Genomic DNA, 23,263 nt, shown 5'->3' with positions numbered 1-23,263 from the left:
CCTCGGGTCTCTTTGCGTGGCTGCGAACGATCGAGGCGCTCCGGTGCCGGCGCCGTTCGCCGCATCCGCGTGTGCCTCGAGCCGCGTTCATCGTCCGGCCCGGCCGCGGTAACCGGATCGGCGCCTTGCTTGCGCGACTCGATTGCCGCTTCGGCGTCCATCGCATCTTCGGGCATCCGTGCGTCACCGTGCCCAACCGCGCCGCGGCTTACAGCGGACCGCTCAGCGGCATCCGCAGCTGGACCGTCGTGCCGATGCCGAGCCGACTGTAGATCCGGACGCCGTACGCGTCGCCGAACGTCATCCGGATGCGCCGGTCGACGTTGCGGATCCCGTACCCGCCGCTCGCGGCGCCGCCCGGGCCGCCCGGCGACCCGGCCGCGCCGGCCGCGGTTTCGCCCGCCGCGCCTCCGTCGTCGCCGGCCATGCCGGCGATTAACCGCTGCAGCGTCTCCGGGCGCATGCCCATGCCGTCGTCGATGACCTCGAGCACGAGCGTCCCGTCCTCGATCCGGGCTTTCAGTAGAATGTTCAAGCCGGCATCGTCGTCCCAGATCGCGTGATTGATCGCGTTCTCGATGAACGGCTGCAGCACGAGCTTGACGACGGGATACGGCAGCGCGGCTTCGTCGATGTCGTCGTGCAGGTGCAGCAGCCCGTTGAACCGCAGCTGCTGGATGGCGATGTACGAATTCGTGAGCCGCAGCTCTTCGCCAAGGCTGACGATGGTCTTGCCTTTGTTGAGCGAGATCCGGTAAAACTTCGCGAGATGCGTGACCATCGACTGGATCCGGCCGTCGCCGCTGCGCATCGCGAGCGCGGAGATGGACGCCAGCGTGTTGTACAGGAAGTGCGGATTGATTTGCGCCTGCAGCATGTTCATCTCGGCTTCCTTCTTGGCGATTTCCTTCTTGTACACTTCGTTGATGAGCGCCTTCATGCGGCCCGCCATCTTCGTCATGGCGAACATGAGCCGGCCGACCTCGTCCTGCGAGACGGAGCCCGCCGAGACGTCGAAGTCCTCGCGCTCGATCCGGCGCGTGATCTGCAGCAGCTTCTCGATCCGCTTCGTGAACATCCGCGCCGCGATATAGATCAGGATGATGGCGATGAGGATGCAGACGATCGCGATCGTGAACAGGCGGGAGAACGCGAGCTTCACGTTGCTGAGCAGGCTGTCGTAGGACACGATCGAGACGACCTTCCAGCCGTTCCCGATGACGTAGTAGACGACGTACACGCGCTCGCCGCCGTATTGGCCGAGGAAGCTGCCCGTCCGTCCGCCGCTTGCGTCGGCGCCCTTCACGAACGCGGCGAGGGGACGGTTCAGCTTCGCCTTGTCCCGCGCCGAGATGATGACGCCTTTATCGGATACGATGAACAGGTCCTTGTTGCGGTTCTCCTTCGCCATGAGGACGTACAGGTCGGATTCCGGGATGTCCATCGTCAGGATGCCGTACGGGTAATTGAGGCTGTCGTTGTCGAGCAGCCGGGCCAGCACGATGCGCGACGGCTTGCGTTCCTCTACCCCCTGGGTCACCTGCTGGTCGGTCGGGCTCGTCGCCGGCATCGCGGTGAACGTGACGTTGCCGTAGGCCTTGCTCGCGGCTTCGTACCACGGGGTCAGCCGGTCGGCGGCGCTTGCGCGCCGGACGTAGACCTCGTCGACGGGCAGCGTCGGATTGTCCAGGTAGACGGAGATGCTCGTAATATCGGAATTGGTGACGAGCATGTTCCGGAACACGCCGTCGAGGTAATCGTAACCGTCGATATAGGCGCTGCTGTTCGTGTAGTCGGCGGACAGGAAATCGCGCAGCCGCCGGTCGAGGTACAGGGAGGAGGACACTTTGGAATACGAGTCCAGCTTCATTTTCAGGTTGGCGCCGATCTGATCGGTCGTCGTCGCCATGCTGGCGTACACTTGGCGGCTTAGCTCGTTCTTCATCGTCTCGTAGGAGTAGACGGCGAAGAAGAGCAGGGGCGCGACGGACGCGAGGCCGAGCGCCACGAACAGCTTGTTGCGCAGGCGCATGTCCAGGAAGGGGCGGATGAGGTAGCGTTCCAGCGGGCGTCGCACAAGGATTCTCCTCCGGCGTCAATAAAATTGTTTGCGGTATTGGTTCGGCGTGACGCCGGCGGTCTTGTGGAACAGCGAGCAGAAGTACGACACGTTCTCGTAGCCGACCCGCCCGGCGATCTCGTGGATCTTCAGCGAGCGGTCCGCGAGCAGGGCGGAGGCGCGCGCCATCCGCATGTCCGTGATGGCCTCGAGAATGGTGCGGCCGGTCTTCTCCTTGAAAATCGTGCGGACGTAGTTCGGCGACAGATACACTTCCTTCGCGATGTCCTCGACGGTCAGCGGCAAACGATAATCGCGCGCGATGATCGCCTCGATGCTCCGGGCGATGCCGAGATGCCGGTCCCGGTCCTTCTCCGAGAGGACCAGGATGAGGCTGCCGCACGCTTGCTTCAAATAATCGCCGATGTCGCCCAGCACCTCGCAGCCGTTCATGAGGTCCCATTCGCCGCGGACGGGGCCGGCGGCCTCGGCGTCCTTGACCGCCTGGCCGAGCTGATGCTTCACGCCCGAGAGCAGGCGGACGGCGGCGGCCCGGGCGGGATGGCGGTGAACGCGGCGCGTCTTCAGCTCTTCCATGAAACGGTCGATCTCCCGCTCCGCTTCGTCCGGCTTCAGCTGGCCGATCGCGCGCAGCAGCGCCGCCTGGTACGCTTCGACTCCGACCTCCCCGGTGCTCGGTTCCCGAACCGCTTCCGCGCGGATCAGCGCGCCTTTGCCGACGTAGAAGGCGTGCTCCGCCGCGGCGCGCGCTTCCTTGAGCAGGGCGTACGCGTCCTCGGGCCGCTCGCCCGGCCGGGACAGGCCGATCGTGAGGCGAACCGGGAAGCTCTCCGCCATTTCCCGCTGCAGGCCGGTCCACAGCGCGTCGTCGTTCCGGGGATCGGCGGCGGGGAACAGCGCGGCGAAATCGCCGTATTCCCCGTCGATCAGCCCGCCGGCGAAGCCAAGCGCCTTGAGCCGGGCGCGGACGGCTTCCGTGAGGCTCGCTTCGAGCTGCTTCGGCGCCTGCTCGCCGGACGCCGAGCCGCCGTCGTCACCGATCCAGGCGACCGAGAGGGAGGCGACCTTGAGCGGCCCCCGGAGCAGCTCCGGCATGCCGTCCATGCGCAGCAGCTTCGCGGCCGCTTCTTCGCGGGCGTCATCGCCCGGTTCGAGGAACAGCGCGCGCAGCAGCTTCTCCTTCGCCATCGCGATCGTCTGCTCCGCGAGGCGCGCCTCGTCGCATTTCAGCTTCACCTTCTCCATCAGCTGGCGCAGCTCGTCGAGATCGATCGGCTTCAGCAGGTAGCCGGACGCTTCCACGGCGATGGCGGCCTTGATATATTGGAATTCGTCGTGGCCGCTCAGGAAGACGATCTTGACCCGCTTGCTGTGCTGCTTCGCCCGCTTGGCGAATTCGAGCCCGTCCATGATCGGCATGCGCACGTCGGTGAGGATGACGTCCGGGTCCAGCGCCTTGGCCAGCTCGAGCGCTTCCCGGCCGTTCTTGGCCGTGCCGGCGACCGCGATGTCCATCGCGTCCCACGGGACGTACCGCGAAAGCGTATCCAACTCCATTTTTTCGTCGTCCACGAGCAGGATGGAATACATGGTGCTGCCCCCTTTTATCCCTTTATCGATATGAAACGGAAGATCGCGCGAGCGCGGCGCCCGGCTATGGCGATCGCCGCTTCATTATTGTAGTGCGGCCGGCGGATTTCAACAATGGGACGAAAGCAACTGCGGCGGTTTGGAGCATGAATCGGCGAATGTTTGCATGGATGGAAGGGCGGCCGTCTCCTATAATGGGGATTGTTCCGATGCGAGACGACAACTTAAGTGGACGGAGGAAAGCAATCGTGAAACCCGACGCGGAAGCGCTCGGCCCGCTGCCGGCCGTACGGCGCCCGGGCAATTGGAAACGGTTACGCGGCCAGAAGCTGCTATGGCTGATGATCCTGCCCGCCTTTATCTGCACCCTGCTGTTCTCCTATACGCCGATGTTCGGCCTGTATATGGCGTTCATCAATTACACGCCCGGAGGCTCGTTCGCGTCGTCGTTCTTCGGCGGCGAGTTCGTGGGGCTGCAGTGGTTCAAGTATTTCTTCGAAAGCGGCGACTTCTGGATCATTCTCCGGAACACGCTGGCGCAAAGCCTGCTCAGCCTGCTGCTCGGTTTCCCGGCGCCGATCATCCTGGCGATCGCGATCAACGAGGTGCGCTTCGGGGCGTTCAAGAAGTTCGTGCAGACGGTCTCGTACCTGCCGCACTTCATCTCGTGGGTCATCGCGGCCAACATCATCATCTCGGTGCTGTCGACGCAAGGCCTCGTGAACAAGCTGCTCATGCTGCTGCACGTCACGGACAAACCGATCGCCTTCTTCCAGCACGGCCCGTACTTCTGGTGGATCATCGGCTTCTCGAACATGTGGAAGGACATGGGCTTTAACGCCATCATGTACCTCGCGGCGATCACGTCGATCAATCCCGAGCTGTACGAGGCGGCGAAGGTCGACGGCGCGAGCCGCGTCCGGCAAATGCTGCACGTCACGCTGCCGGCGCTCCGGCCGACGATCGTCATCCTGCTCATCCTCGCGGTCGGCGGCGTGCTGAACGCGGGCTTCGACCAGCAGTACCTGATGCAGAACGACCTCGTGCTGAAGTATTCCGACGTCATCGACACGTACACGTACCGGTACGGCCTGCAGAACGGCATGTTCTCTTACGGCGCGGCGGTCGGCTTGTTCAAGTCGCTCGTGGCGTTCGTCCTGGTGCTCGCCGTCAACCGGCTGGCCAAGAAGGTCCATGACCAGGCGCTGTTCTAAGCCGCAGCCATCACGCAAAGGAGTGGAGACATGAGAGGCAAATCGACGGGAGACGTGCTGTATACCGGCATCGTGCATCTGTTCCTGATCGCGGTCGTGTTCGTGACGTTCTATCCGTTCTGGAACGTGTTCGTGCTGTCGGTCAACAGCGCGTCCGATACGATCAAGGGCGGCGTTTATTTCTGGCCGCGGGAGCTGAACTTCACCAGCTACAAAGAAATTCTGACCGACCGCGAGATTCTGCACGCGGTCTGGGTGACGGTCGCGCGGACGGTGATCGGCACGCCGCTGACCGTCATGGTCATCAGCCTGCTGGCGTACCCGCTCAGCAGCCGCGAGCTGGCGTTCCGGCGGCCGGTCACGCTGTACTTCATCTTCACGATGTATTTCGGCGGCGGGCTCATCCCGTACTACATGGTGCTGAAGAATCTGTACCTGATCGACACGTTCTGGGTGTTCGTCCTGCCGGGGCTCATGAACGTCTTCTACATGATTCTCGTGCGGACGTTCATCGAGCAGCTGCCGCAGGAAATTTCGGAGTCGGCGAAGATCGACGGCGCGAACGACCTGCAGGTGTACTTCCGGATCATCCTGCCGCTTACGACGCCGGTGCTGGCGACGATCGCGCTGTTCACGGCGATCGGCCACTGGAACGCCTGGTTCGATTCGTACGTGTTCACCTACAAGTCCAGCCTCAAGACGCTGCAGGCGGTGCTGGTCAAGATCCTCAATCAATACCAGACCGGCGCGATGGTGTCGGACGCCCAGAAGCTGGCGGATTCCAGCAAGCGGCTGGCGGTGTCCTCGGATACGATCCGGATGGCCGCCACGATGGTCGCCACGCTGCCGATCGTCATGGTGTACCCGTTCCTGCAGCGGTATTTCGTCAAAGGCATGACGCTCGGCTCCGTCAAGAGCTGATCCGCAATGGCGCCGGCAATGCCGGCCATGAAAGGGGTGACCGCCGGCCATAGTCGCGCCCGGCCTGCCGAATTCGGAAGACGCGCATCAGCGAGACAGGATGGTCCGCATGGCGGATCGCAACCACTACGGATCTAGGGGGATACGTTCCATGAAGAAAAAACAGGTACTGCCCGTCGTGCTCGCGGCGGCGCTTATGCCCGCGCTGCTGGCCGGCTGCGGCGACGGCGGGTCCGATAACGCGGCGAATACGAATTCGAATGCGAACGGCGGCTCGAATGCCGGCACGAACGCGCAGCCCGCGAACGACGGCGGCGACCAGACGGACGCGAACAAGCCGTCGGAGCCGATCACGCTGACCTTCTTCGACAAGAACACCGGCGCCGCGTTCGATAATCCGGTCGCCCAGGAAATCATGAAGCGCACCGGCGTGAAGGTCGAAATCCAGCAGCCGACCGGCAATCCGTCGGAGAAGCTGAACCTCATGCTCGCGAGCAACGACTTGCCCGACATCATCCTGATGGACCGCGGCGGCGACATCGTGAACAAGTACATCGCGGCCGGCGCGATCATCCCGCTGAACGACCTGATCGACAAATACGGGCCGGACGTGCAGTCGCAGTACGGCGATATTTTATCGAAGACGCGATTCAAGGACGGCAAGAACTATTACCTGTCGAATTGGTACGGCATGGACAACGATCCCGTGTTCGGCGTGCAGATGCGCAAGGACATGCTGAAGGAGCTCGCGCCGGACAAGGCGGAGGGCGGCCAGCCGTTCACGACCGACGAGTTCGAACAATTGCTGAAGGATTTCAAGGCGAAGTACCCGACGATCGACGGCAAGCCTTCGATTCCGCTGACGCTGAACGCCGAGAACATGGGCGCGGTGCTGGGCACGTTCAAGGGCATGTGGGGCATGAAGCCGTACTACGAGGACGGCGACAGCCTGAAATTCGACGTGAAGGACCCGAAATACCGCGAGATGATCCTCTATATGAACAAGCTGTACCGCGAAGGGCTGATCGAGCAGGACTGGGCGGTCAACAAGTCGCAGACGTGGGAGCAGAAGATTTCGAACGGCATCGTGTTCTCGACCGTATCGGCGTATTGGGATCTCGGCAACGCCAACGGCGCGCTGAAGAAGGACGGCGGCGCGGATAAGCAGCTGTTCGCCTACAAGGTCGTGGCGCCGGGCACCGACCCGTCGCAGACGACGTTCGGACCGCGCAGCCCGCTCGGCTGGGACGCGATCGCGATCACGAAGAAGAACAAGCATCCGGAAGAGACGATGAAGTTCATCAACTACCTGGCGAGCGAAGAAGGCCAGTACCTCCTTATGTGGGGCGTCGAAGGCCAGACGTGGGACCTGAAGGACGGCAAGCATACGCCGAAGCCGGACGTGCTGCAGGCGCTGAAGGACGACTGGGCGGGCGAGACGAAGAAGACGGGCATCCGGACGTGGACCTGGTTCATCAAGAACGGGCTCGGCTCCGACGGCACGCCGTACGACGTCTCCCGCTTGAACCGCGGCGAGATCGAGCAGATGGCGTCCAAGAACCTGCTGGATTCCGTCTACGACACGTCGCCGTACGACAACTTGAACCCGGAGGGCGGCACGCCGGTATCGCTGAGCTACCAGAAGGTGCAGGACATCATGAAGCAGTCGCTGACCAAGATCATCATCTCGAAGTCCGAGCAGGAAGCGAACGCCGGCTTCGACGCCATGCTGGCGGAGATGAAAGCGGCGGGCGACGAGAGCGTCGAGAAGGCCATCACGGATAACTACAAAACGCGCATGGAGCTTTGGAAATAACCGGATAACGAAGGGGGCTGCAAAGCCCCCTCTTATCCGTCGAAACGGAGGCGATGCGAGATGAAGAGCGAACAAACGCGGATCGCGGCTGCGATCGGGGAGACGGCGCTGACGATCGACAACGGCGCGCTGACGCTGACCGTGGACTTGGCTACGGGGACGTACGGCGCCGTCTGGCGAGAAGGGGCGTCGCTGGCCGGCGCGTCGGCGGCGTACCGGCTGGGGAACCGGCTGCTTAGCACGGAGAAGGATTACCGGATGCGCGGGGTCGCCGGCGGGACGGTCCGGGATGTCGAAGACGCTCTGGGACGCGGCGTGCGGGCGACCGTCCGGCATGAGGCGGCGGGCTTGCCGGCCGTGAGGCAGCAGTTCACGGTATACGAAGTGCAGCCGTGCTTCGTCGTTTCATTCGAGCTGGAAGCGGTGGACGGCGGGGAAGTGGCGTCCGATTACATGGCGCCGCTGCTCGCGGACGCCGCGTCCGGCGCGCTGCGCGCCGGACCGGCCGGCGAACGGGAAGCGCTCGCGGCGCTGCGCGTGCCGTTCGACAACGACAAGTGGGTACGCTACGAAGCGGTCGCGCTGCCCGGCGCCGCGGCGAGCTACGAGGCGACGGCCGTGTACGAGCCGGCGTCCCGCCGGGGCGTCGTGCTCGGCTCGATCCGCCACGACGCGTGGAAGACCGGGCTGACGCTCTCGAGCGGCAGCGCGACGGCCGTCGAGTCGATCGCCGTCTTCGGCGGCGCCGCCGACGAGCTGACGCGCGACAGCGTTCCGCACGGCGCGCTGTCGGGCCGGTCGATCGCATCGCCGGATATCTGGATCGGCGCCTATGCCGACTACCGGCGCGGCCTCGAGGCGTTCGGCCGGGCGAACGCGGCGATCGCCCCGGCGCTGCCGTGGGCGCACGGCGTGCCGTTCGGATGGAACAGCTGGTCCGCGGCGGCCGAGAAGCTGGACTACGACCTGTACGCGTCGACCTCGGATTTTCTGCGCGGGATGCAGGATCGGGGCTTTCATAACGACGGCGTCGTCTATATCAACTTCGACTCGTTCTGGACGAACTTGACGCCGGAGGAGCTGGAGCGGGCGGTCGCCCATGTCAAGGGCAACGGCCAGAAGGCGGGCATCTATTGGACGCCGTTCGCCTTCTGGGGCAAGGATGCCGGTCGCGTCGTCGAAGGCACCGACGGCCGCCATACCTACGACGAGCTGCTGCTGCGCGACCGCGAAGGGCGGCTGCTGCCGGATCTCGACGGCGGGCTCGCGATCGACCCGACGCATCCCGGCAGCCTGCAGCGCACGGCCTATCATTTGAACCGGTTCGTCGAGCGGGGCTTCGAATACGTGAAGCTCGATTTTCTCGGACACGGGGCGCTGGAGGGCCGGCATTACGACGCGTCGGCGCAGACGGGCATTCAGGCGTACCGTGTCGGCATGGATTATATCCGCGCGCTGCTCGATCCCGCGCGCATCGGCCGGCCGTTCCATATCAACCTGTCGATCGCGCCGCTCTTCCCGTCGGAATACGGGCACAGCCGGCGCATCTCCTGCGACGCGTTCGGCCTGCTGGCGGACACGGAATACATGCTGAACGCGCTGACCGGCGCCTGGTGGGCGAACGACGCGCTGTACCGGTTCAACGATCCCGACCATACGGTCCTGTACAAGAGCTTCAACCAGGATCCGACGGCCCCCCATGAAGGGCGCAGCCGGCTGAACGCGTCGGTCGTCAGCGGCACGGTGCTCCTCATGGGCGACGATTTCCGCAAGCCCGAGGCGCGCGAACGGGCGGCTGCGTGGCTGCCGAACGCGGAGGTGCTGGCGGTTGCCCGGCTCGGCCGGGCGTTCGTGCCCGTGGAAAGCCATACGGGGTCCGGCGCGGCGGACGCGTTCATGCTGGAGTCGGAGGAAGAGGACGGAACGCGCGTCGTGCTGCTCGCGGTATTCAACTTCGACAAGTCGGCGCCGGCGACGAAAACGATTCCGCTCGGACGCGTCGTTCCGGGCGGCGACGCCGCCGGTTGGCAGGTCAAGGAGCTGTGGTCGGGCGCCGTCTCCGAAGCGCGCGGCGAGCTGCGCGTGCCGCTCGAGGCCGCGGAATCGGTCTTGCTGAAGCTGACGGCTCACTGATAATAGGCAACTGGCCGGCGGCGCGCCGAACGGGGAGGCTTCCTCGTTCGGCGGTCGCCGGTTTTGTTTGTTGATGCGGCGCTTGCTTCGGAGATTTTAGGCACGCGCACGGATGCACGGAAAGACGGAAGTTCGCGATTCGGGGCGGCTAACGGGGCGAATCTATCGTTCGCGCTCGCGTATTCTTCGTGACGGGCGGCCCGGCGGTTTCTCCCGCCGCGGATTGGCGTTATAATGGGAGGTACCTGATGCGGGCCGGCTGGACAAGCCGGCTCCCTATCGCATGCTAGCGCAAGGAGTAGAAGCCGACATGGAACGATCCCCGAACGGAGTCGCAACCGCCAGGAAGCGCTGGCTGCCTGTGCCGGCTTATCTCGCGCTGCTGGCGGCCGTATGGGCGAACCGAGCGGCGCTGCTCGCCTGGATGCAGTCGGGCGACGCCTCGCCGGCGCTCATGCTGCTGCTCGTCACGGGCCTCGCGTTCGTGCCCGTGATCCCGTTCAGCGTCGTCATCGGCACGATGGGATTTTTGTACGGCGCGCTTCCCGGGGCGCTGATCAGCCTGACCGGCGCCTGGCTGGCCGCCCTGGTCATGTACGGCCTGTTCCGGTACGCGCTGCGCGGCCGGGCGCGGCGGCTGCTCGGCAAGCATCGCGCGACGGAGCGGTGGACGGCGCTCGTCGAGCGCTACCCGTTTCGCTCGATCGTCGTGGCGCGGCTGCTGCCGGTCGTCCCTCAGCAGGCGGTGAACGTGTACGCCGCCGCCCTGCCGATCCCCTTCGCCGTCTATGCCGGAGCGTCGCTGCTCGGGAAAATGCCGGCGATGCTCGTCTTCGCCTTCATCGGCGGACGGCTCGCGGGAGACCGGCAATCGCTGATCGCGGCCGTCTGCGTCTATGCGGCGTTTTTGCTCGCGGTCTATGCCGGCAACCGCATTTGGGCCCGAATGGGGACGCGAGGCGGGGGCGATTGAGCCGAACGGAAGCGATTTATGGATGAAAAAGGAAGGCGCGGGTTGTCAATTTTGGACAATTCGGCCTTTTTTTGTTTTCCAATATTTAGAATGCCGTTATAATAGAAGGGGACGCGCAAAGCGAGGTGAACGCGATGAAACGCATGCTGATGGGCGGCTTCCTGCTGATCGGGGGCATTCTGTTGTACGTCGGGACCGCTATTGCGGCGGCCGTCTACGCTTCGAACATGACGTTCTGGGAGACGTCGGACGGGCGGTTCAGGGCCGCGCTGCGGGAGACGGGCGGCGCCTGGGCGCACGGGCTGGCGATCGGTCTCGCGGTGATCGGATTGGCTATCCTCGTCTATGAAAGTCGTTTTTTTATAGGGATCATTCGGCGCTATTCCGACGTAGTTAAAGAAAGAAGCGCCGAATTCGACCGGAAGTACAAGTGAGCCGGTTTGGCAAGGAGCGGGCAGGGGGACGGCGGATGAGGCGGACCGCAAAAGGCGGAACGTGTATCTCAACAACGGTCGGACCGCGGCCGGAGCCGTACCTATTCAACGAAACGGGGGTATGACATAATGGAAGCAAAACCCGCCAGCTTGCCGGGCACCGACTTGCCGGCCGGCTTGTCGAAGCCGGCGCGGCGCGCGCTGGCGAACGCGGGCTTGACCGGCCTGGCGCAGGTGGCCAGGCTGTCCGCCGGCGAGTTTCTTGCCTTGCACGGCATCGGGCCGAAGGCAGTGGATCTGATCCGCGAAGCAATGGCCGTGAAGGGCCTGGGGTTCAAGGGCGATTCATGACGCAGTCAACGCAGCGCGTCGTTCTCTGGCATTACTAAGGACGCGGACGAGCGCGCGGTGCTGACGTTTCATAGGGGAATCGATCTCTGACCGAGAAAGGAGCGAACGCATGCGCCGATTGCCGGAACCGTTCGCGCAAGGCCGTACGGCAGAGGTGTACCCCTATGGCGAGTCCGCGGTGCTGAAGCTCTTCCGCCCCGGGATCCCGGTGCCGCTCATCGAAGACGAGTTCCGCGTCGGCAGGCGCGCGCGCGAAGCCGGCATCGCCACGCCGCTTCCGCTCGAGCGGCTGGAGATCGACGGACGCCAAGGCATCGTTTTCGAACGGATCGCCGGCGAATCCATGCTCGCCGCCATGCTCGCCCGGCCCGAACGCGCGGACGGGCTGGTCCGGCAGATGGCCGACCTGCATGCCGCCGTCCACGAGCTGGATGCGCCTCCTGGACTTCCGTCGCAGCGCGGGACGCTGCAGGCGCGGATCCGGGAAGCGCAGCGGCTGACGGAAGCGGAGAAGGAGGCGGCGCTGCGAAGGCTGGACGCGCTGCCGGACGCGGCGAAGCTGTGCCACGGCGACTTCCATCCCGACAATATCATGGTGGCGGACGGCGCCTGGATCATCGATTGGATGAACGGCGCGAGCGGACATCCGGCCTGCGACGCGGCGCGGACGATGCTGCTGTTGCGGTACGGCGCGCTTCCGCCGGGCACGCCGCGAGAGCTCGTCAGCACGGTCGACGCGCTGCGGCAAGGCTTGGTCCGCGGTTATGTAACGCGATATTTGGAACGGACCGGCATCCAGCTGCGGGAAGTGGAGTCTTGGATTTTGCCGCTGGCGGCCGCGCGGTTGACGGAGCGGCCGCCCGAAGCGGAGCAGCAGACCTTCGTCCGGCTGGTCAAAACGCAGATCGGCGCCGAGTAACGCCAAGCCGAAGGAGGGCAATGCGGCATGTTGTTCAAGATCGTCGTCGTGGCGCTGCTGGCCGTCATCGTGCTTCAGCTCGCGGAGGTGCTTTATCGCCTGCCGCGCCGGAACGCGGCCAAGGAAGCGATGGAGCGGGACGGAATCGCCGCGAAGCCGGCCGACAGACGACCGGAAGACGGTTCCTGACGTGCCCTTGGCCGCGCATCCGGTCTTCTGCCGGAAATTGTAACCCTTTTCAACACCATGCCGTCCAGGATAACGGCAGCGAAGCGCAGCGGCAGCGCCGGTCAATCGTCGAGCGCGGGAGAGAAGGAGGTAGTTCAGCATGGTTAAAGGGGCCGCTTTTCTGCTCGAACTGGCACGAATCGTCGTGTTGCTTTTCCTGACGCTCTTCCTGCTCGACGGGATGGAACGAGCCGTTTTCGGGACGTTCGGCGAGCCTCGGCCGTCGTTATTGCGGGGCGCCGGCAACTTCGCCCTGTTCGTCGTGCTGTATCGTAACGCGCTGCAGTTTAACGGCTGGTACAAGTCGGATCGCTCGCGCAGGCTGGGACGGGCTTGGACGAGGGGCTTGATCCTTATGGCCTCGGGCGCGATTTTATCGTCGGCTTGGATGTGAGAGAGCGCGGGCCGAGGGAAAAAAGGAGGAGAACGAGCTGGTCGCATGGAATGCCATTCATTATCCGACCTTGTCCGGGACGGTCGATTGGGGACCGGTGACGGGACGCTTCGTGCGGGCCGACGATCCCGGGGACCTATCGCTCGTCAGCAACGTCAGCATCGTGCCGCATATCGGCGACCGCGTGGTCATGATTCGGCTGGATAACGGCCGTTGGGAGCTGCCCGGCGGCACGCTCGAGGAAGGCGAGCCGCATCGGGACGGTCTCCGGCGTGAATTGTTGGAGGAGCTGGGCGCGGAGCTCGTGTCCGATTTTCAAGTATTCGGCTATTTCGATTGCCGTTCGAGCGCGCCGGCGCCATACCGGCCGTACATTCCGCATCCCCGGTTCCGCCGGCTCGTCGGGCACGGGGAGGTCGAGTTGGTCGGCATGCCGCTGAACCCTCCGGACGGCGAGCGGGTGGTCCTCGTGGAACCGGTTCCGATCGACGAAGCGGTTCGGCGTTTTCTGGACGGCGATCGGCAGGAGCTGGCGGAGCTTTACCGGCTGGGCCATGCGCTGCGCAGGCTCGGCGGGTCCGGCGCCTAACGCGGACGATCGGGAGCGGTTCCCCTGAAGAGCGGATCTCCGAAAAGCCGTTCGACCGCAGACCGCCGGGCCGTCTAAGGTGCAAGCCGACCGTCGTTTTACGTAAACAAGTCCGTCACCATCGTTTTGGCGCAAAGCATCGGCGTTTCCTTATTTGACGTTCATCCGCGAAAGGAGATTGACTATGAAATTGCGTCTGCTGCTGAAAGGAATCGGCATTTCCGCCGTCATGCCGTGGTTTGTCTACTTTATCGCGTTGGGGCTGCAAGCCCGGATGCAAAGCCAGCAAAACGATTTTCAGTATCATGACAGCTATTTCCTGGTGCTGAACGTCGGCTGGACGGGCTACGCCATCGGATTCGCCGTCTGCTTCGTGCTGCTGGCGATCGGCTACGTGCTGTTCGCAGCCGTCAAGAAGGTGAAATCATGAAGGAGTCCGTCGTCATCGTGCCGTTCGACGCGAACTGGCGGTCGGAATTCGCCGACATCGGCGCCAACCTGAGACGCGCGCTCGCGGACCGCGCGGTTCGCATCGACCATATCGGATCGACGTCGATCGTCGGCTTGGATGCCAAACCGGTCATCGACGTGCAAGTTTCCGCCCGCGGGCTAACCGATCTCGAGGCGATTTCCGATGCGCTGACCGGCCTCGGGTACGTGCTGCGCGCCGATAATCCGGATTTGACGAAGCGGTATTACCGCGAGTCGGAGGGCATGCGCCGGACGCATATCCACGTTCGCGAGCACGGCAGCTTCTCGGAGCAGCTGTCGCTGCTTTTCCGCGATTACGTCCGCGCGCACGCGCACGAGGCGAAGCGGTACGCCGCGATCAAGCATTCGCTCGCCAAGTCGCATCGCCATGAGCGGGACCGTTATGTGGAGGAGAAGGAACCGTACATTTGGGACATGTTGCGCAGCGCGAGCAAATGGAGCCAACAAACCGGATGGCGGCCGGGCGCTTCCGACATGTAGGCGGCCGAATCGGACAGCAGCCAAAAGACAGAAGCCAAACACAGATAGAAGCCAAAATCAGACAGAAGCCAAAGACAGAAGGATGTCATTACGCATGAAGCAAACGAACCTGCAGCGCGCGATCGCGCTGCGCGAACGGGGCGAGCCGGAGGCGGCCAAGCGGGTCCTCGAGCAATTGGTCGAAGAGGAGCCCGGCAACGCGGAAGCGTGGTACCAGCTGGCTTGGGTGCACGACGTCATGGAGCTGGAACGGGAAGCGGTCCCGCATTACGAGCGGGCGCTTCGCTGCGGACTTGCGGGCGATGACCGGGCGGGCGCCTTGCTCGGTTTGGGCAGCACGCTGCGGACGCTTGGCCGGTACGAGCAGTCGCTGGATCTGTTCGACGAGGCCGTCAGGGAGTACCCCGGCCGCCGGGAGTTCCAGACTTTCCGGGCGATGACGCTGCATAATCTGAACCGGCATGCCGAAGCGATGGCCATCTTATTGAGCCAGCTTGCGGAGACGAGCGGGGATTCGGGCATCGCGGCATACGGGAAGGCGATCGGCTTCTACGCGGACAAGCTGGACCGCGCGCGGGGCGCAAGCCCGGAGGAAGCGGCGGGCACGCTGACCGTGCGGCCCGGCGTGCAGGAAGAGCTTCGTGTAGCAGAGAAACGAACCATGAACCTGCCGAAGCCCGAAGCGGCCGCATCGGCGGACGAGAGCGGCTGCGTCCGCGACCGGCTGATCGCGTATAACGCGAGCCGGCTGCCGGAAGCGTATCGCGGCCGCTACGAAGAGATCAACCTGGTCCAGCGGGATGCGGACGGCCGAATCATCGGCGGCGTCTTGAGCGTCTATTGCTGGAACTGGTTCGAAGTCGACATTCTCTGGGTCGATGACGCCTATCGCGGCCGGGGCGCGGGATCCGCGCTGCTGGAGGCGGCGGAACGCGAGGCGAGGATGCGGGGCTGCGCGTTCGTGAAGCTGAACACGTTCTCGTTCCAGGCGCCGGCGTTTTACGCGAGGCACGGCTATGCCGAGCTGGCCGTCATCGAGGATGCGCCGGCCGGACACCGGCATTATTATTTCATCAAGAAACTGCAGCATGAAGGGGATAACCGATCGTGAGTCCAATCGTTGCGGCGGCCGTTCCGGCCGTCTTGTTTTTTGCGTTGATATTCGGGATATGGCATTACCAGCGCAGGCAGCGCGCCATGCGGCCGCCCGCCGGCAAGTCCGGCGGGGAAGCCGTCCCGGCCGCGTTCGCGGACGAGCCCGATTTTCCGCTCCCGTTCGGCTATAGCAGCCAATGGTTCGCCGTCCGTACGACGGATACGCGGGCAGTCGCCGACCTGCTTCGGCTGAACGGGCGGCAGCGCGCCAATTGGCGAACCGGTCTGGCCGGGGCCGACGCCGGCTATTGCTTCGTGACGCCGCCCGTCAACGGTTGGACGCTGGTCATTCAGCCGGCCATGCCGGAATTGACCGGCGACGGGCAATCGGGTCCGCTTCCGGCGCTGGAGGCGCTCAGCCGCGCCTTCGGCGAAGCGTGCTATTTCGGGACGCATCGCGTCGTCGGCTACCGCGCCTGGGCGAGGTCGGTGGACGGGGTAATCGTTCGCGGCTTCGCATATGCCGGCAGCGGAGCAATCGTGTTCGATCGGGGCGAGCCGAGCGAAGAGGAACGAACGGACAACCGCTTGTTTACAGGTCCGGAGGCGGCTGACCCCGTATTCCCGGACGAGGAGGATGTACGGCGCATAGCCGGGCTGTGGAGCGTCGATCCGGCGATGGCGCAGGGCGGCTACACCCGGGGGACGGGAATCATCGGCGTGCTGCGGACTTCATGACCTATCAACGGAGGCGGGCACATGACGAAGCATGAACACGAGGAGGCGGCGGAACGTCCGGTCTCGATAGGAAATGCCGATCCGGAACTTGCGCCGGGACGGGAGGGCGGGCGAATCGCCTTGATCCGCGGGCAGGAGAAGGCGTATCACGACGATTGCTACCGGAATCACCGGCTGTTCGCGCCCGGCTCTTGGCTGCATAAACCCGTGCGGACCGTCATGGAGCTGTTCGACGCGTTCGACGACCGGGAGGAGCTGCAGGTGCTCGATCTCGGCTGCGGCGTCGGCCGGAACAGCATCCCGATCGCGGAAAAGCTGGCGGGACGGAGAGGCGCCGTCGTCTGCGTGGACTTGCTGGAATCGGCCATCGCCCGCTTGACCGAATACGGCCGGACGTACGGCGTCGAATCGCGCCTGCGGCCCGTGCTGTCGAGCATCGAAGCCTTCGCGATCGAACCGGGCGGGTACGACTTCATCATCGCCGTCTCGACGCTGGAGCATCTATGCTCGCGGTCGGCTCTCGATGCGAAACTCGGCGACATGGTCCGAGGCACGCGGGCGGGCGGCATCGTCTGCGTCATCGCCGGCACCGGCAATACGGAGACGGACGTCCTGACCGGAGAGCCGCTCGACCCGATGTTCGAGATCAATCTGCCGACGCCGGACCTGTTGGCGTTGTTGGACGGCCGCTTTGCCGGATGGGACATCCCGATGCGGTCCGTCAAGCCGCTTGCGTTCGACATCGAACGGAACGGCCGCGCCGTCATCCTGGCGACGGATTGCGTAACGTTCGCGGCGCGCAATCCGGGCGGTCCGAAGGGCCAGACGCCGCAAGCCGACTAAACGCGGCAAGACGAAGAAGATTACGGCGTTTCCGGTTCGCCCGGGAACGCCTTTTTCGCGTTCGGTTCTTTGCGGCGGCATGCGAGCGGCGACGAAGGTTAGGCGAGCGAATGACGAGACTTCGAAGCAGCAGCGGAATAGAGGATTCAATATGCAGTCGGAAAGCAAGGGAGAATTTTGTCCGCCGACGTCGAATGTAAGCGGGAAATATGCCGTCTATCCGCTTGTAATTCCTTAATATGGTTCTTGTGGATGATATATTCCGTACAAATTTCCCCCTTTCTATTCTCGCAATCTCACTTATAATGTAAAGAAGTCTATTTTGTTATCATTTTTAATCCATCATTTATCAGGAGGCATCAATGAACGGCATGCAACCATGGCTGCAGCTGATCGAGAAAGCTTCGCTCCGAATCCTGCAGCACGATCTACATCGACGTACGGAGCTTCAGCAGCGCGAGCGCGTCCTGCCGTTTTACGTCGTCGCTTTCGTTCGGGAAGGCGCCTGCCGTCTTCGCTTCGGCGGCAAGGACTACCGCGCGCGGAAGGGAGAAGCGCTCTTCGTCCCGCCGCACGCGCTTCACGATCTCGTGAAAGATTCGGACGAGCCGGCGACCTTCCTCTCCTGGCATTTCACGCTTACGATCGCGGATTGCATCGACGCGCTGCAATGGTTTCAGCTTCCGCCGGTCTTCCGCATTCCCGAGCCGGAGCGGTTCGAAGGGATATTCCTCGAGTACCGGCAGTGCACGGAACGGCCGCGGTCGCTCGCGGACAGCTTGATGGCGGGGGCCAAAGCGCAGGAGCTCGCGGCGATTCTGATCGAGAGCGCGCTCGCGCGGCCCGAGGTCCGGCTGAAAGCGATCTACGCGGACGCGTTCACGGCGATTTTGAACGAGCTGTTGGATGCTCCGGAAGCGCGCATCGATCTCGCCGGGTTGGGGGAACGGTACCACATGCACCCGACTTACGTTTCCAACCAGTTCAAGCGCATTTTCGGCATCACGCCGATGCAGCTGCAGCTGCACCTTCGCCTGCGCAAAGCGAAGCAACTGCTCGAGATGGAGAAGCGGCCGATCGCCGAGATCGCGAGGCTGACGGGGTATGAGGATGCCGACGATTTTTCGCGCTTCTTCAAAAGCAAAACGGGCGTCTCGCCGCTCAAATACCGCAACGAACGCGATCAGGATTCGAATAGCTGACGAAAAGACTTTCGCCGTCAGCGTCGCAAAGATGCAGTGTAAGCCATGCTTCGTCCGCCCTATAATGAATGGGAAGTACGGGAAAACGCATGGAGGTGCGGGGGACGTGGGGAAAGAATTGCGAGTCGGCATCATCGGCTTGGGCGGAATGGGCCGGCTGCATGCCAAGCATTTGAACGGACTGCCGGGCGTGAACGTGACCGCCGTCTGCGGGACGACGCAGGCGAAGGCCGAGGCGTTCGCCGCCGAGCACGCGGGCGGCCGCGCGGCCGCATACGAGTTGTACGCGGACATGCTGGAGAAGGAGAAGCTCGACGCGGTGTATGTCTGTCTGCCGCCCGACGGCCATATCGGCCAAGCGGAAGCCGCCGCGGAGCGGGGAATCGCCGTCTTCGTCGAGAAGCCGATCGCGCTCGATTCGGACAGGGCGGCCCGCATGGCGCGCGCGGTCGAGCAGGCCGGCGTGGCGTCGCAGGTCGGTTATCACAACCGGTTCGGCTCGGCGGTGCAAGAGCTGAAGCGCATGCTGGCGGACGGCACGGCCGGGGCGCCGACGCTGTTCGACGGGCGCTACGACTGCAACTCGCTGCACGCGCCTTGGTGGCGGGACCGCAGCCGTTCCGGGGGACAAGTGTTCGAGCAAGCGATTCATACGTACGACATGGCGATGCATCTGCTGGGTACGCCGTCGCGGATCAGCGGCTTCACGGCGAATCTGGCGCACCGCGAGGTGCCCGATTATACCGTCGAGGACACCAGCGCGGCGGTCGTGCGGTTCGCGTCCGGCGCCATGGCTTCGATCTGCGCGTCCAACAGCGCGGTGCCGTCGGAGTGGAACAGCTCCTTCACGGTCGTTTGCACCAAGCTGACCGCGTATTTCGACGGCCCGAACCGGGCGGAGTTCGTCTTCACGTCGGGCTCCGAGCCGGTGCGCAAGGCGTTCGGCGAAGAACGCGACGTCTATCTGGAGGAAACGAAAGCGTTCGTCGCGGCGCTGCGGGGCGAGGGGCCTGAGTTGTGTCCGATCGCCGAAGGGCTTGCCAGTCTCCGGCTCGTGGAGCGCGTGACGCAGTCGGCCGAGCAAGACGGCGCGACGCTCCCCTACGATTGACGCGACCAGGCTCGGCGCGGTGTCGCCGATGCCCGCGATAAGAGCCGCCAAGGTTCATCCTTGGCGGCTTTTTTGCGTTCCGGTTCTTGCGGGCCGGCCGGTTCATACGCGCCAGCCGGTTCCGGCAGCCGCATCGCTGCCCGGAATCCCGCCGCCGTCAGCGCGCATGCTCGAAATAAACGGATTCGTAGGCGCCCAGCTCTTCCTCCGCCGCGGGCAGCGGATTGGCCCGGATGTTCGCCTTCAGACCGTTGATCAACCCGGGCTTGCGGAGCAGCAGGCGCAGCCGGTCCGCCAAATGCCGCGCATCCCCGACCCGGAACGTATACCCGTTCAGCCCGTCGACGATTTTCTCGGCCATGCCTCCGACGTTGGAGGCGATGACCGGCACATGAGAAGCCAGCGCCTCATGCAGCGCGAGCGGGTAATTCTCGTACCAGACGGAGGGCACGACGGCGAGATCGGCCTCCTGATAGAGGCGGGGAAGATCCGACTCGGCATACGCGCCGTGGAACGTGATGCGCCGGTCGCCGGCGGCCCGTCTCCGCAGCGCGGCCTCGTACTCCGGCTTGCCGTCGCCGTAGATGCGGAGCCGAAGCCGGCGCGACCGCGCGAGAGACATCGTCCGGACGAGCACGTGCACGCCCTTGTGCTCGCTCAGCGATCCGCCGTAGACGAGCGTCAGCGGCGCGCCTCTCCGGTACGTGCGGGCATTGGCGGCGAGCGTGTCGCTTCGCATGCCGTGCGGCAGCGCTTCGATGGTCAAATCCGGCAGTACGTGCCGCACGTAAGCGGCAAGGAACATCGAAGGCGAGAACAGGCGCCGCGCGCCTTGCAGCAGGGAAGCGATCGCCTGCAAGCGGTCCCCGGCCTGCGGAATTTGACAACGGGTCTGGCAAGCCGCCCCGCCTTCGGGTCCCCCGCACAGCTGCTTGTCGACCCGGACCAGATTGAGCCGGGGACAGACGGACCAATAATCCGTCAGCGTCATCACGTACGGAATGCCGAGCCGGATCGAAGCCTGCACGAACGCGAAGCCGCGCATCGCGTGCGCGACATGGACGAGGCTTGGCTGCTCCCGTAGCAGCACCGCTTCCGCCCAGGCGGATAACCGGGGATTCTCCGCGACGTCGGTGGTTCCGGCCGGATCTTCGCGGACGTCGCGATAGGCCAAGACGGGTATGCCGTCATACTCGTAAGACGCGCAGGCGATGCCGTCCGCATCCGCGGCGTCCTCCGGGAGCCGTTCGCCATACGTCGCGACTTTCACGCGGTGCCCGCGCTGCATCATGCCGCGCGCGAGGTTCAAGACGAATTTTTCCGTGCCGGTATACGAATCCGGGTAGAAAGCGTGGACGACGTACAGGATCGACAGCCGCTCGCCCGACAGCATCCGCGCATTCGTCGGCTGCGGAACGAACGGACGCGCTTCGGGCAGCTGCAGCGCCGGAACCCGGAGCGAGACGGCGCTCTCGTTGGCGGATTCGGCATTGCGGCGAGCGGACGGCCCGCCTGCCGCGCGGCTGCGGGAACGTCCCGCGAGCGCGGGCCGGCGTGATTTCCGTGCTTGCTTCATCGACCGGGCGCCTCGCGCGGACTTTTTGCCCGACTTGCGCGCGGCGGCCGGCTTGCTCCGTTTGACCCTGGACGAACGCTGCAGGGTTCGATTCTTCTTCACGGCGCACCTCCGAATGGCGGAATGATCAAGCAGGCTTGCTGGGGTATTCTATGACGAAGCTAACGCGTTGTCGAGGGCGGCGAGCCGCGCCTGTGCCCGATCTTTCGTTTCGAGGCAGGAAGGCGGGCCGTCGAAAGAGAATGATAGGAGAGAATGACTACGCAACGGCGGACGCCGGCGCCGCGAGACGGGGGCGGAAACGCGCGGCGGCCGAAGGAGGCGTTGATTCGGGAGCGGCATCGCCGATTTCCCGATTACGGGCTGGGCGATACCCATTACGACGCGATGAACGAGGCCGTGCCCGGAGGACCGCATTGAACATCGCGGCGCGCATCGTGCCTTTATGCCCGGCGGCGCCGCAAGCCGATAATTGACGCCGGAAGTCAAAATACGCCACTTTGCCGGAAACGGCCAAGCGTTTATAATGACACCGAGGGACACGACGCGGGAAGTTGGGGGCAGGCATGGGGGAATTCCGGGAGACGTTCGAGCATGAGCTTTTTCATCAAAAAAATCCGCAGCTGCTGCACTTGCTGCTGAACCGTTTTTTCAACAAGAAGTCGGAGTTCATATGCGTGACGGCCTTCGATAACGGCGAAATCATTTATGCGAATAAGTCGTTTTCCGAGCGGCTCGGCTACGAATCGGACGAGCTGAAGGGCTTGACCGCGTTCGATCTGCACGCGTGGGACGGCGCCGCGCAGCGCGACGCTTTCAAGGCCAAGCTTGCGGCGCAAGGTTGCGTCGAGGATCTGGTGCTGAACCCGCGCGACAAATACGGCCGGACGCTGACGTTCATTCTATCCGTCGAGACGGTGACGATCGACGGCGTCCAGTGCAATTTGTCCGTCGGCCGGGACATCACGAAAGTGACCGCGATCGAGAACTACCGGTACGAATCCGTGCAGGAAGAGCTGCTGCAGACGATCCGCTCCATGGACGCCTTGGTCATCAAGATGAAGCGGCGCGCGGACAACGAGTTTTATTACGTGCTTGCCGAAGGCCGAATCGCGGAAGAATTCGGCTACACGACGGCGAACAGCTACGGCCGGACGGTGCGCGAGCTCTTCCCGGGGCGCATGGAGAAGGAAGGCGACCTTTACGAGCGGGTATGGCGGGGCGAGACCGTCAGCCTCGAATTCGAGCTGATGGGGCGGATGTTGTACAAAACGTTGAGCCCGAGCCGCGAGCATGGCGCGATTACGGGCATTTTCGGATCGGCCGTCGACATCACGGAGCGCAAAAACATGGAGAAAATGCTGCGCGTCTCGGAGCTGAACGCCGCGCTTGGCCAGCTGGCGGCCGGCGCCGCCCACGAGATTCGCAACCCGCTGACGGCCGTGAGCGGTTTCGTGCAGCTGCTCGGGGAGCAGCTGAAGGCGCAAGGGCTCGGCGGACAATCCTACATCCCGCTTATCCTGTCGGAACTCGCCCGCATCAACGACCTCGTCAGCGAAATGCTGCGGCTGCGCAAGCCGAAGGAAAGCTCCGTCGCCCGGCTGAACGCCTCGGCGCTTCTGCAGGAACTGCTGCCGCTCATCTACGTCGACGCAAACATGCAAAACACGCAGCTGGACCTATCGGGGCTGACCGGCGAGGATGCGGACATCCTTGCGAACGGCGCGCAATTGAAGCAGGTGGTTCTGAACTTGTGCAAAAACGGACTCGAAGCGATGGGCAGCGGAGGCACGCTCGCGCTGGCCGTCAGGCGGGACGGCCGCAAGGCGGCGATCGTCGTCAAGGATTCCGGGCCGGGCATTCCCCCGGACGTTCTGGAGAAGCTGTTCATGCCGTTTTTCACGACGAAGCCTTCGGGCAACGGGCTCGGCCTGTTCATCTCGCGGCAGATCGTGCTGGAGATGGGCGGCGAGCTGACGCTGCATGCCGATTCGACCGGCACGGAGGCCGTCATTGCGTTTCCGGCCGAGCCGGATAGGATTGAAGCGAGCGAGCGATAACGGGCCGCGGCCCGCGATTATGGA

General features: G+C 64.1%; 23 protein-coding genes. 20 read left to right on the top strand and 3 right to left on the bottom strand.

Annotated elements, in window-relative coordinates; all coding sequences use genetic code 11:
• Window positions 1-208 precede the first annotated feature (208 nt).
• Both BMZ79_RS05625 and BMZ79_RS05620 read right to left on the bottom strand, forming a co-directional pair.
• Entirely contained in the window at window positions 209-2,077 is a 1,869-nt protein-coding gene (locus BMZ79_RS05625; protein WP_090637438.1) for a cache domain-containing sensor histidine kinase, read from the bottom strand.
• Window positions 2,078-2,095: 18 nt separating this feature from the next.
• Window positions 2,096-3,670 (bottom strand): response regulator, encoded by a 1,575-nt coding sequence (locus tag BMZ79_RS05620; RefSeq protein ID WP_090637436.1) that lies wholly within the window; start codon window positions 3,668-3,670, stop codon window positions 2,096-2,098.
• Window positions 3,671-4,011: 341 nt separating this feature from the next.
• Here BMZ79_RS05620 and BMZ79_RS05615 point away from each other — a divergent pair, with 341 nt between their 5' ends.
• From BMZ79_RS05615 to BMZ79_RS05530, 18 genes are all read left to right on the top strand, one after another.
• Window positions 4,012-4,884, top strand: a complete 873-nt coding sequence (locus tag BMZ79_RS05615) for an ABC transporter permease (RefSeq protein WP_371263654.1) — start codon at window positions 4,012-4,014, stop codon at window positions 4,882-4,884.
• Window positions 4,885-4,914: 30 nt separating this feature from the next.
• Complete coding sequence (locus BMZ79_RS05610) at window positions 4,915-5,805, top strand: carbohydrate ABC transporter permease (protein WP_090637432.1); 891 nt, start codon at window positions 4,915-4,917, stop codon at window positions 5,803-5,805.
• Between the two features lie 151 nt (window positions 5,806-5,956).
• Window positions 5,957-7,621: an extracellular solute-binding protein gene (locus BMZ79_RS05605; protein ID WP_090637429.1), complete on the top strand. Its 1,665-nt coding sequence runs from the start codon at window positions 5,957-5,959 to the stop codon at window positions 7,619-7,621.
• A gap of 60 nt (window positions 7,622-7,681) precedes the next feature.
• Window positions 7,682-9,754 (top strand): alpha-amylase family protein, encoded by a 2,073-nt coding sequence (locus BMZ79_RS05600; RefSeq protein ID WP_090637427.1) that lies wholly within the window; start codon window positions 7,682-7,684, stop codon window positions 9,752-9,754.
• A 310-nt stretch (window positions 9,755-10,064) separates the two neighbouring features.
• Complete coding sequence (locus BMZ79_RS05595) at window positions 10,065-10,727, top strand: TVP38/TMEM64 family protein (RefSeq protein WP_177222025.1); 663 nt, start codon at window positions 10,065-10,067, stop codon at window positions 10,725-10,727.
• Between the two features lie 134 nt (window positions 10,728-10,861).
• Window positions 10,862-11,161, top strand: coding sequence for a hypothetical protein (locus tag BMZ79_RS05590; RefSeq protein WP_143088897.1), 300 nt, complete (start codon window positions 10,862-10,864; stop codon window positions 11,159-11,161).
• A gap of 129 nt (window positions 11,162-11,290) precedes the next feature.
• Window positions 11,291-11,512, top strand: coding sequence for a helix-hairpin-helix domain-containing protein (locus BMZ79_RS05585; RefSeq protein ID WP_090637421.1), 222 nt, complete (start codon window positions 11,291-11,293; stop codon window positions 11,510-11,512).
• 109 nt (window positions 11,513-11,621) lie between these two features.
• Entirely contained in the window at window positions 11,622-12,431 is an 810-nt protein-coding gene (locus tag BMZ79_RS05580; protein ID WP_090637419.1) for a phosphotransferase family protein, read from the top strand.
• A 27-nt stretch (window positions 12,432-12,458) separates the two neighbouring features.
• Entirely contained in the window at window positions 12,459-12,620 is a 162-nt protein-coding gene (locus tag BMZ79_RS34165; protein ID WP_177222024.1) for a hypothetical protein, read from the top strand.
• A gap of 139 nt (window positions 12,621-12,759) precedes the next feature.
• Complete coding sequence (locus BMZ79_RS05575; protein ID WP_090637417.1) at window positions 12,760-13,053, top strand: hypothetical protein; 294 nt, start codon at window positions 12,760-12,762, stop codon at window positions 13,051-13,053.
• A gap of 70 nt (window positions 13,054-13,123) precedes the next feature.
• Window positions 13,124-13,642, top strand: a complete 519-nt coding sequence (locus tag BMZ79_RS05570) for an NUDIX domain-containing protein (protein WP_305728338.1) — start codon at window positions 13,124-13,126, stop codon at window positions 13,640-13,642.
• A gap of 184 nt (window positions 13,643-13,826) precedes the next feature.
• Window positions 13,827-14,072, top strand: a complete 246-nt coding sequence (locus tag BMZ79_RS05565) for a hypothetical protein (RefSeq protein ID WP_090637413.1) — start codon at window positions 13,827-13,829, stop codon at window positions 14,070-14,072.
• Window positions 14,069-14,614 carry a GrpB family protein gene (locus tag BMZ79_RS05560; protein ID WP_090637411.1) on the top strand — a complete coding sequence of 182 codons (546 nt, stop codon included), beginning with the start codon at window positions 14,069-14,071 and terminating at the stop codon, window positions 14,612-14,614. Before BMZ79_RS05565 ends, BMZ79_RS05560 begins: the two co-directional genes overlap by 4 nt.
• Window positions 14,615-14,708: 94 nt before the next feature.
• Entirely contained in the window at window positions 14,709-15,725 is a 1,017-nt protein-coding gene (locus tag BMZ79_RS35570; RefSeq protein ID WP_371263633.1) for a tetratricopeptide repeat protein, read from the top strand.
• Window positions 15,722-16,447, top strand: a complete 726-nt coding sequence (locus BMZ79_RS05545) for a hypothetical protein (protein ID WP_090637409.1) — start codon at window positions 15,722-15,724, stop codon at window positions 16,445-16,447. The genes BMZ79_RS35570 and BMZ79_RS05545 overlap by 4 nt, the downstream gene beginning before the upstream one ends.
• 21 nt (window positions 16,448-16,468) lie before the next feature.
• Window positions 16,469-17,290, top strand: coding sequence for a class I SAM-dependent methyltransferase (locus tag BMZ79_RS05540; RefSeq protein WP_090637407.1), 822 nt, complete (start codon window positions 16,469-16,471; stop codon window positions 17,288-17,290).
• 362 nt (window positions 17,291-17,652) lie between these two features.
• Entirely contained in the window at window positions 17,653-18,492 is an 840-nt protein-coding gene (locus BMZ79_RS05535; protein WP_090637406.1) for a helix-turn-helix transcriptional regulator, read from the top strand.
• Between the two features lie 106 nt (window positions 18,493-18,598).
• Window positions 18,599-19,603 carry a Gfo/Idh/MocA family protein gene (locus tag BMZ79_RS05530; RefSeq protein WP_177222023.1) on the top strand — a complete coding sequence of 335 codons (1,005 nt, stop codon included), beginning with the start codon at window positions 18,599-18,601 and terminating at the stop codon, window positions 19,601-19,603.
• Between the two features lie 157 nt (window positions 19,604-19,760).
• On the opposite strand, the gene BMZ79_RS05525 is transcribed toward BMZ79_RS05530, so the two are convergent.
• A complete protein-coding gene (locus BMZ79_RS05525; protein WP_090637402.1) occupies window positions 19,761-21,281 on the bottom strand; it encodes a glycosyltransferase family 4 protein in 1,521 nt (506 codons plus the stop codon).
• A 153-nt stretch (window positions 21,282-21,434) separates the two neighbouring features.
• On the opposite strand from BMZ79_RS05525, the gene BMZ79_RS34160 reads away from it, so the two are divergent.
• Both BMZ79_RS34160 and BMZ79_RS05520 read left to right on the top strand, forming a co-directional pair.
• Entirely contained in the window at window positions 21,435-21,599 is a 165-nt protein-coding gene (locus BMZ79_RS34160; protein ID WP_177222022.1) for a hypothetical protein, read from the top strand.
• A 146-nt stretch (window positions 21,600-21,745) separates the two neighbouring features.
• Complete coding sequence (locus BMZ79_RS05520; protein WP_090637400.1) at window positions 21,746-23,239, top strand: PAS domain-containing sensor histidine kinase; 1,494 nt, start codon at window positions 21,746-21,748, stop codon at window positions 23,237-23,239.
• Window positions 23,240-23,263 lie beyond the last annotated feature (24 nt).

The organism is Paenibacillus sp. UNC496MF (assembly GCF_900113915.1).
Taxonomy (GTDB): domain Bacteria; phylum Bacillota; class Bacilli; order Paenibacillales; family Paenibacillaceae; genus Paenibacillus_Z; species Paenibacillus_Z artemisiicola.
Note: the sequence above shows the minus strand (reverse complement) of the source record. Positions and strands in the feature narration are given on the sequence as shown.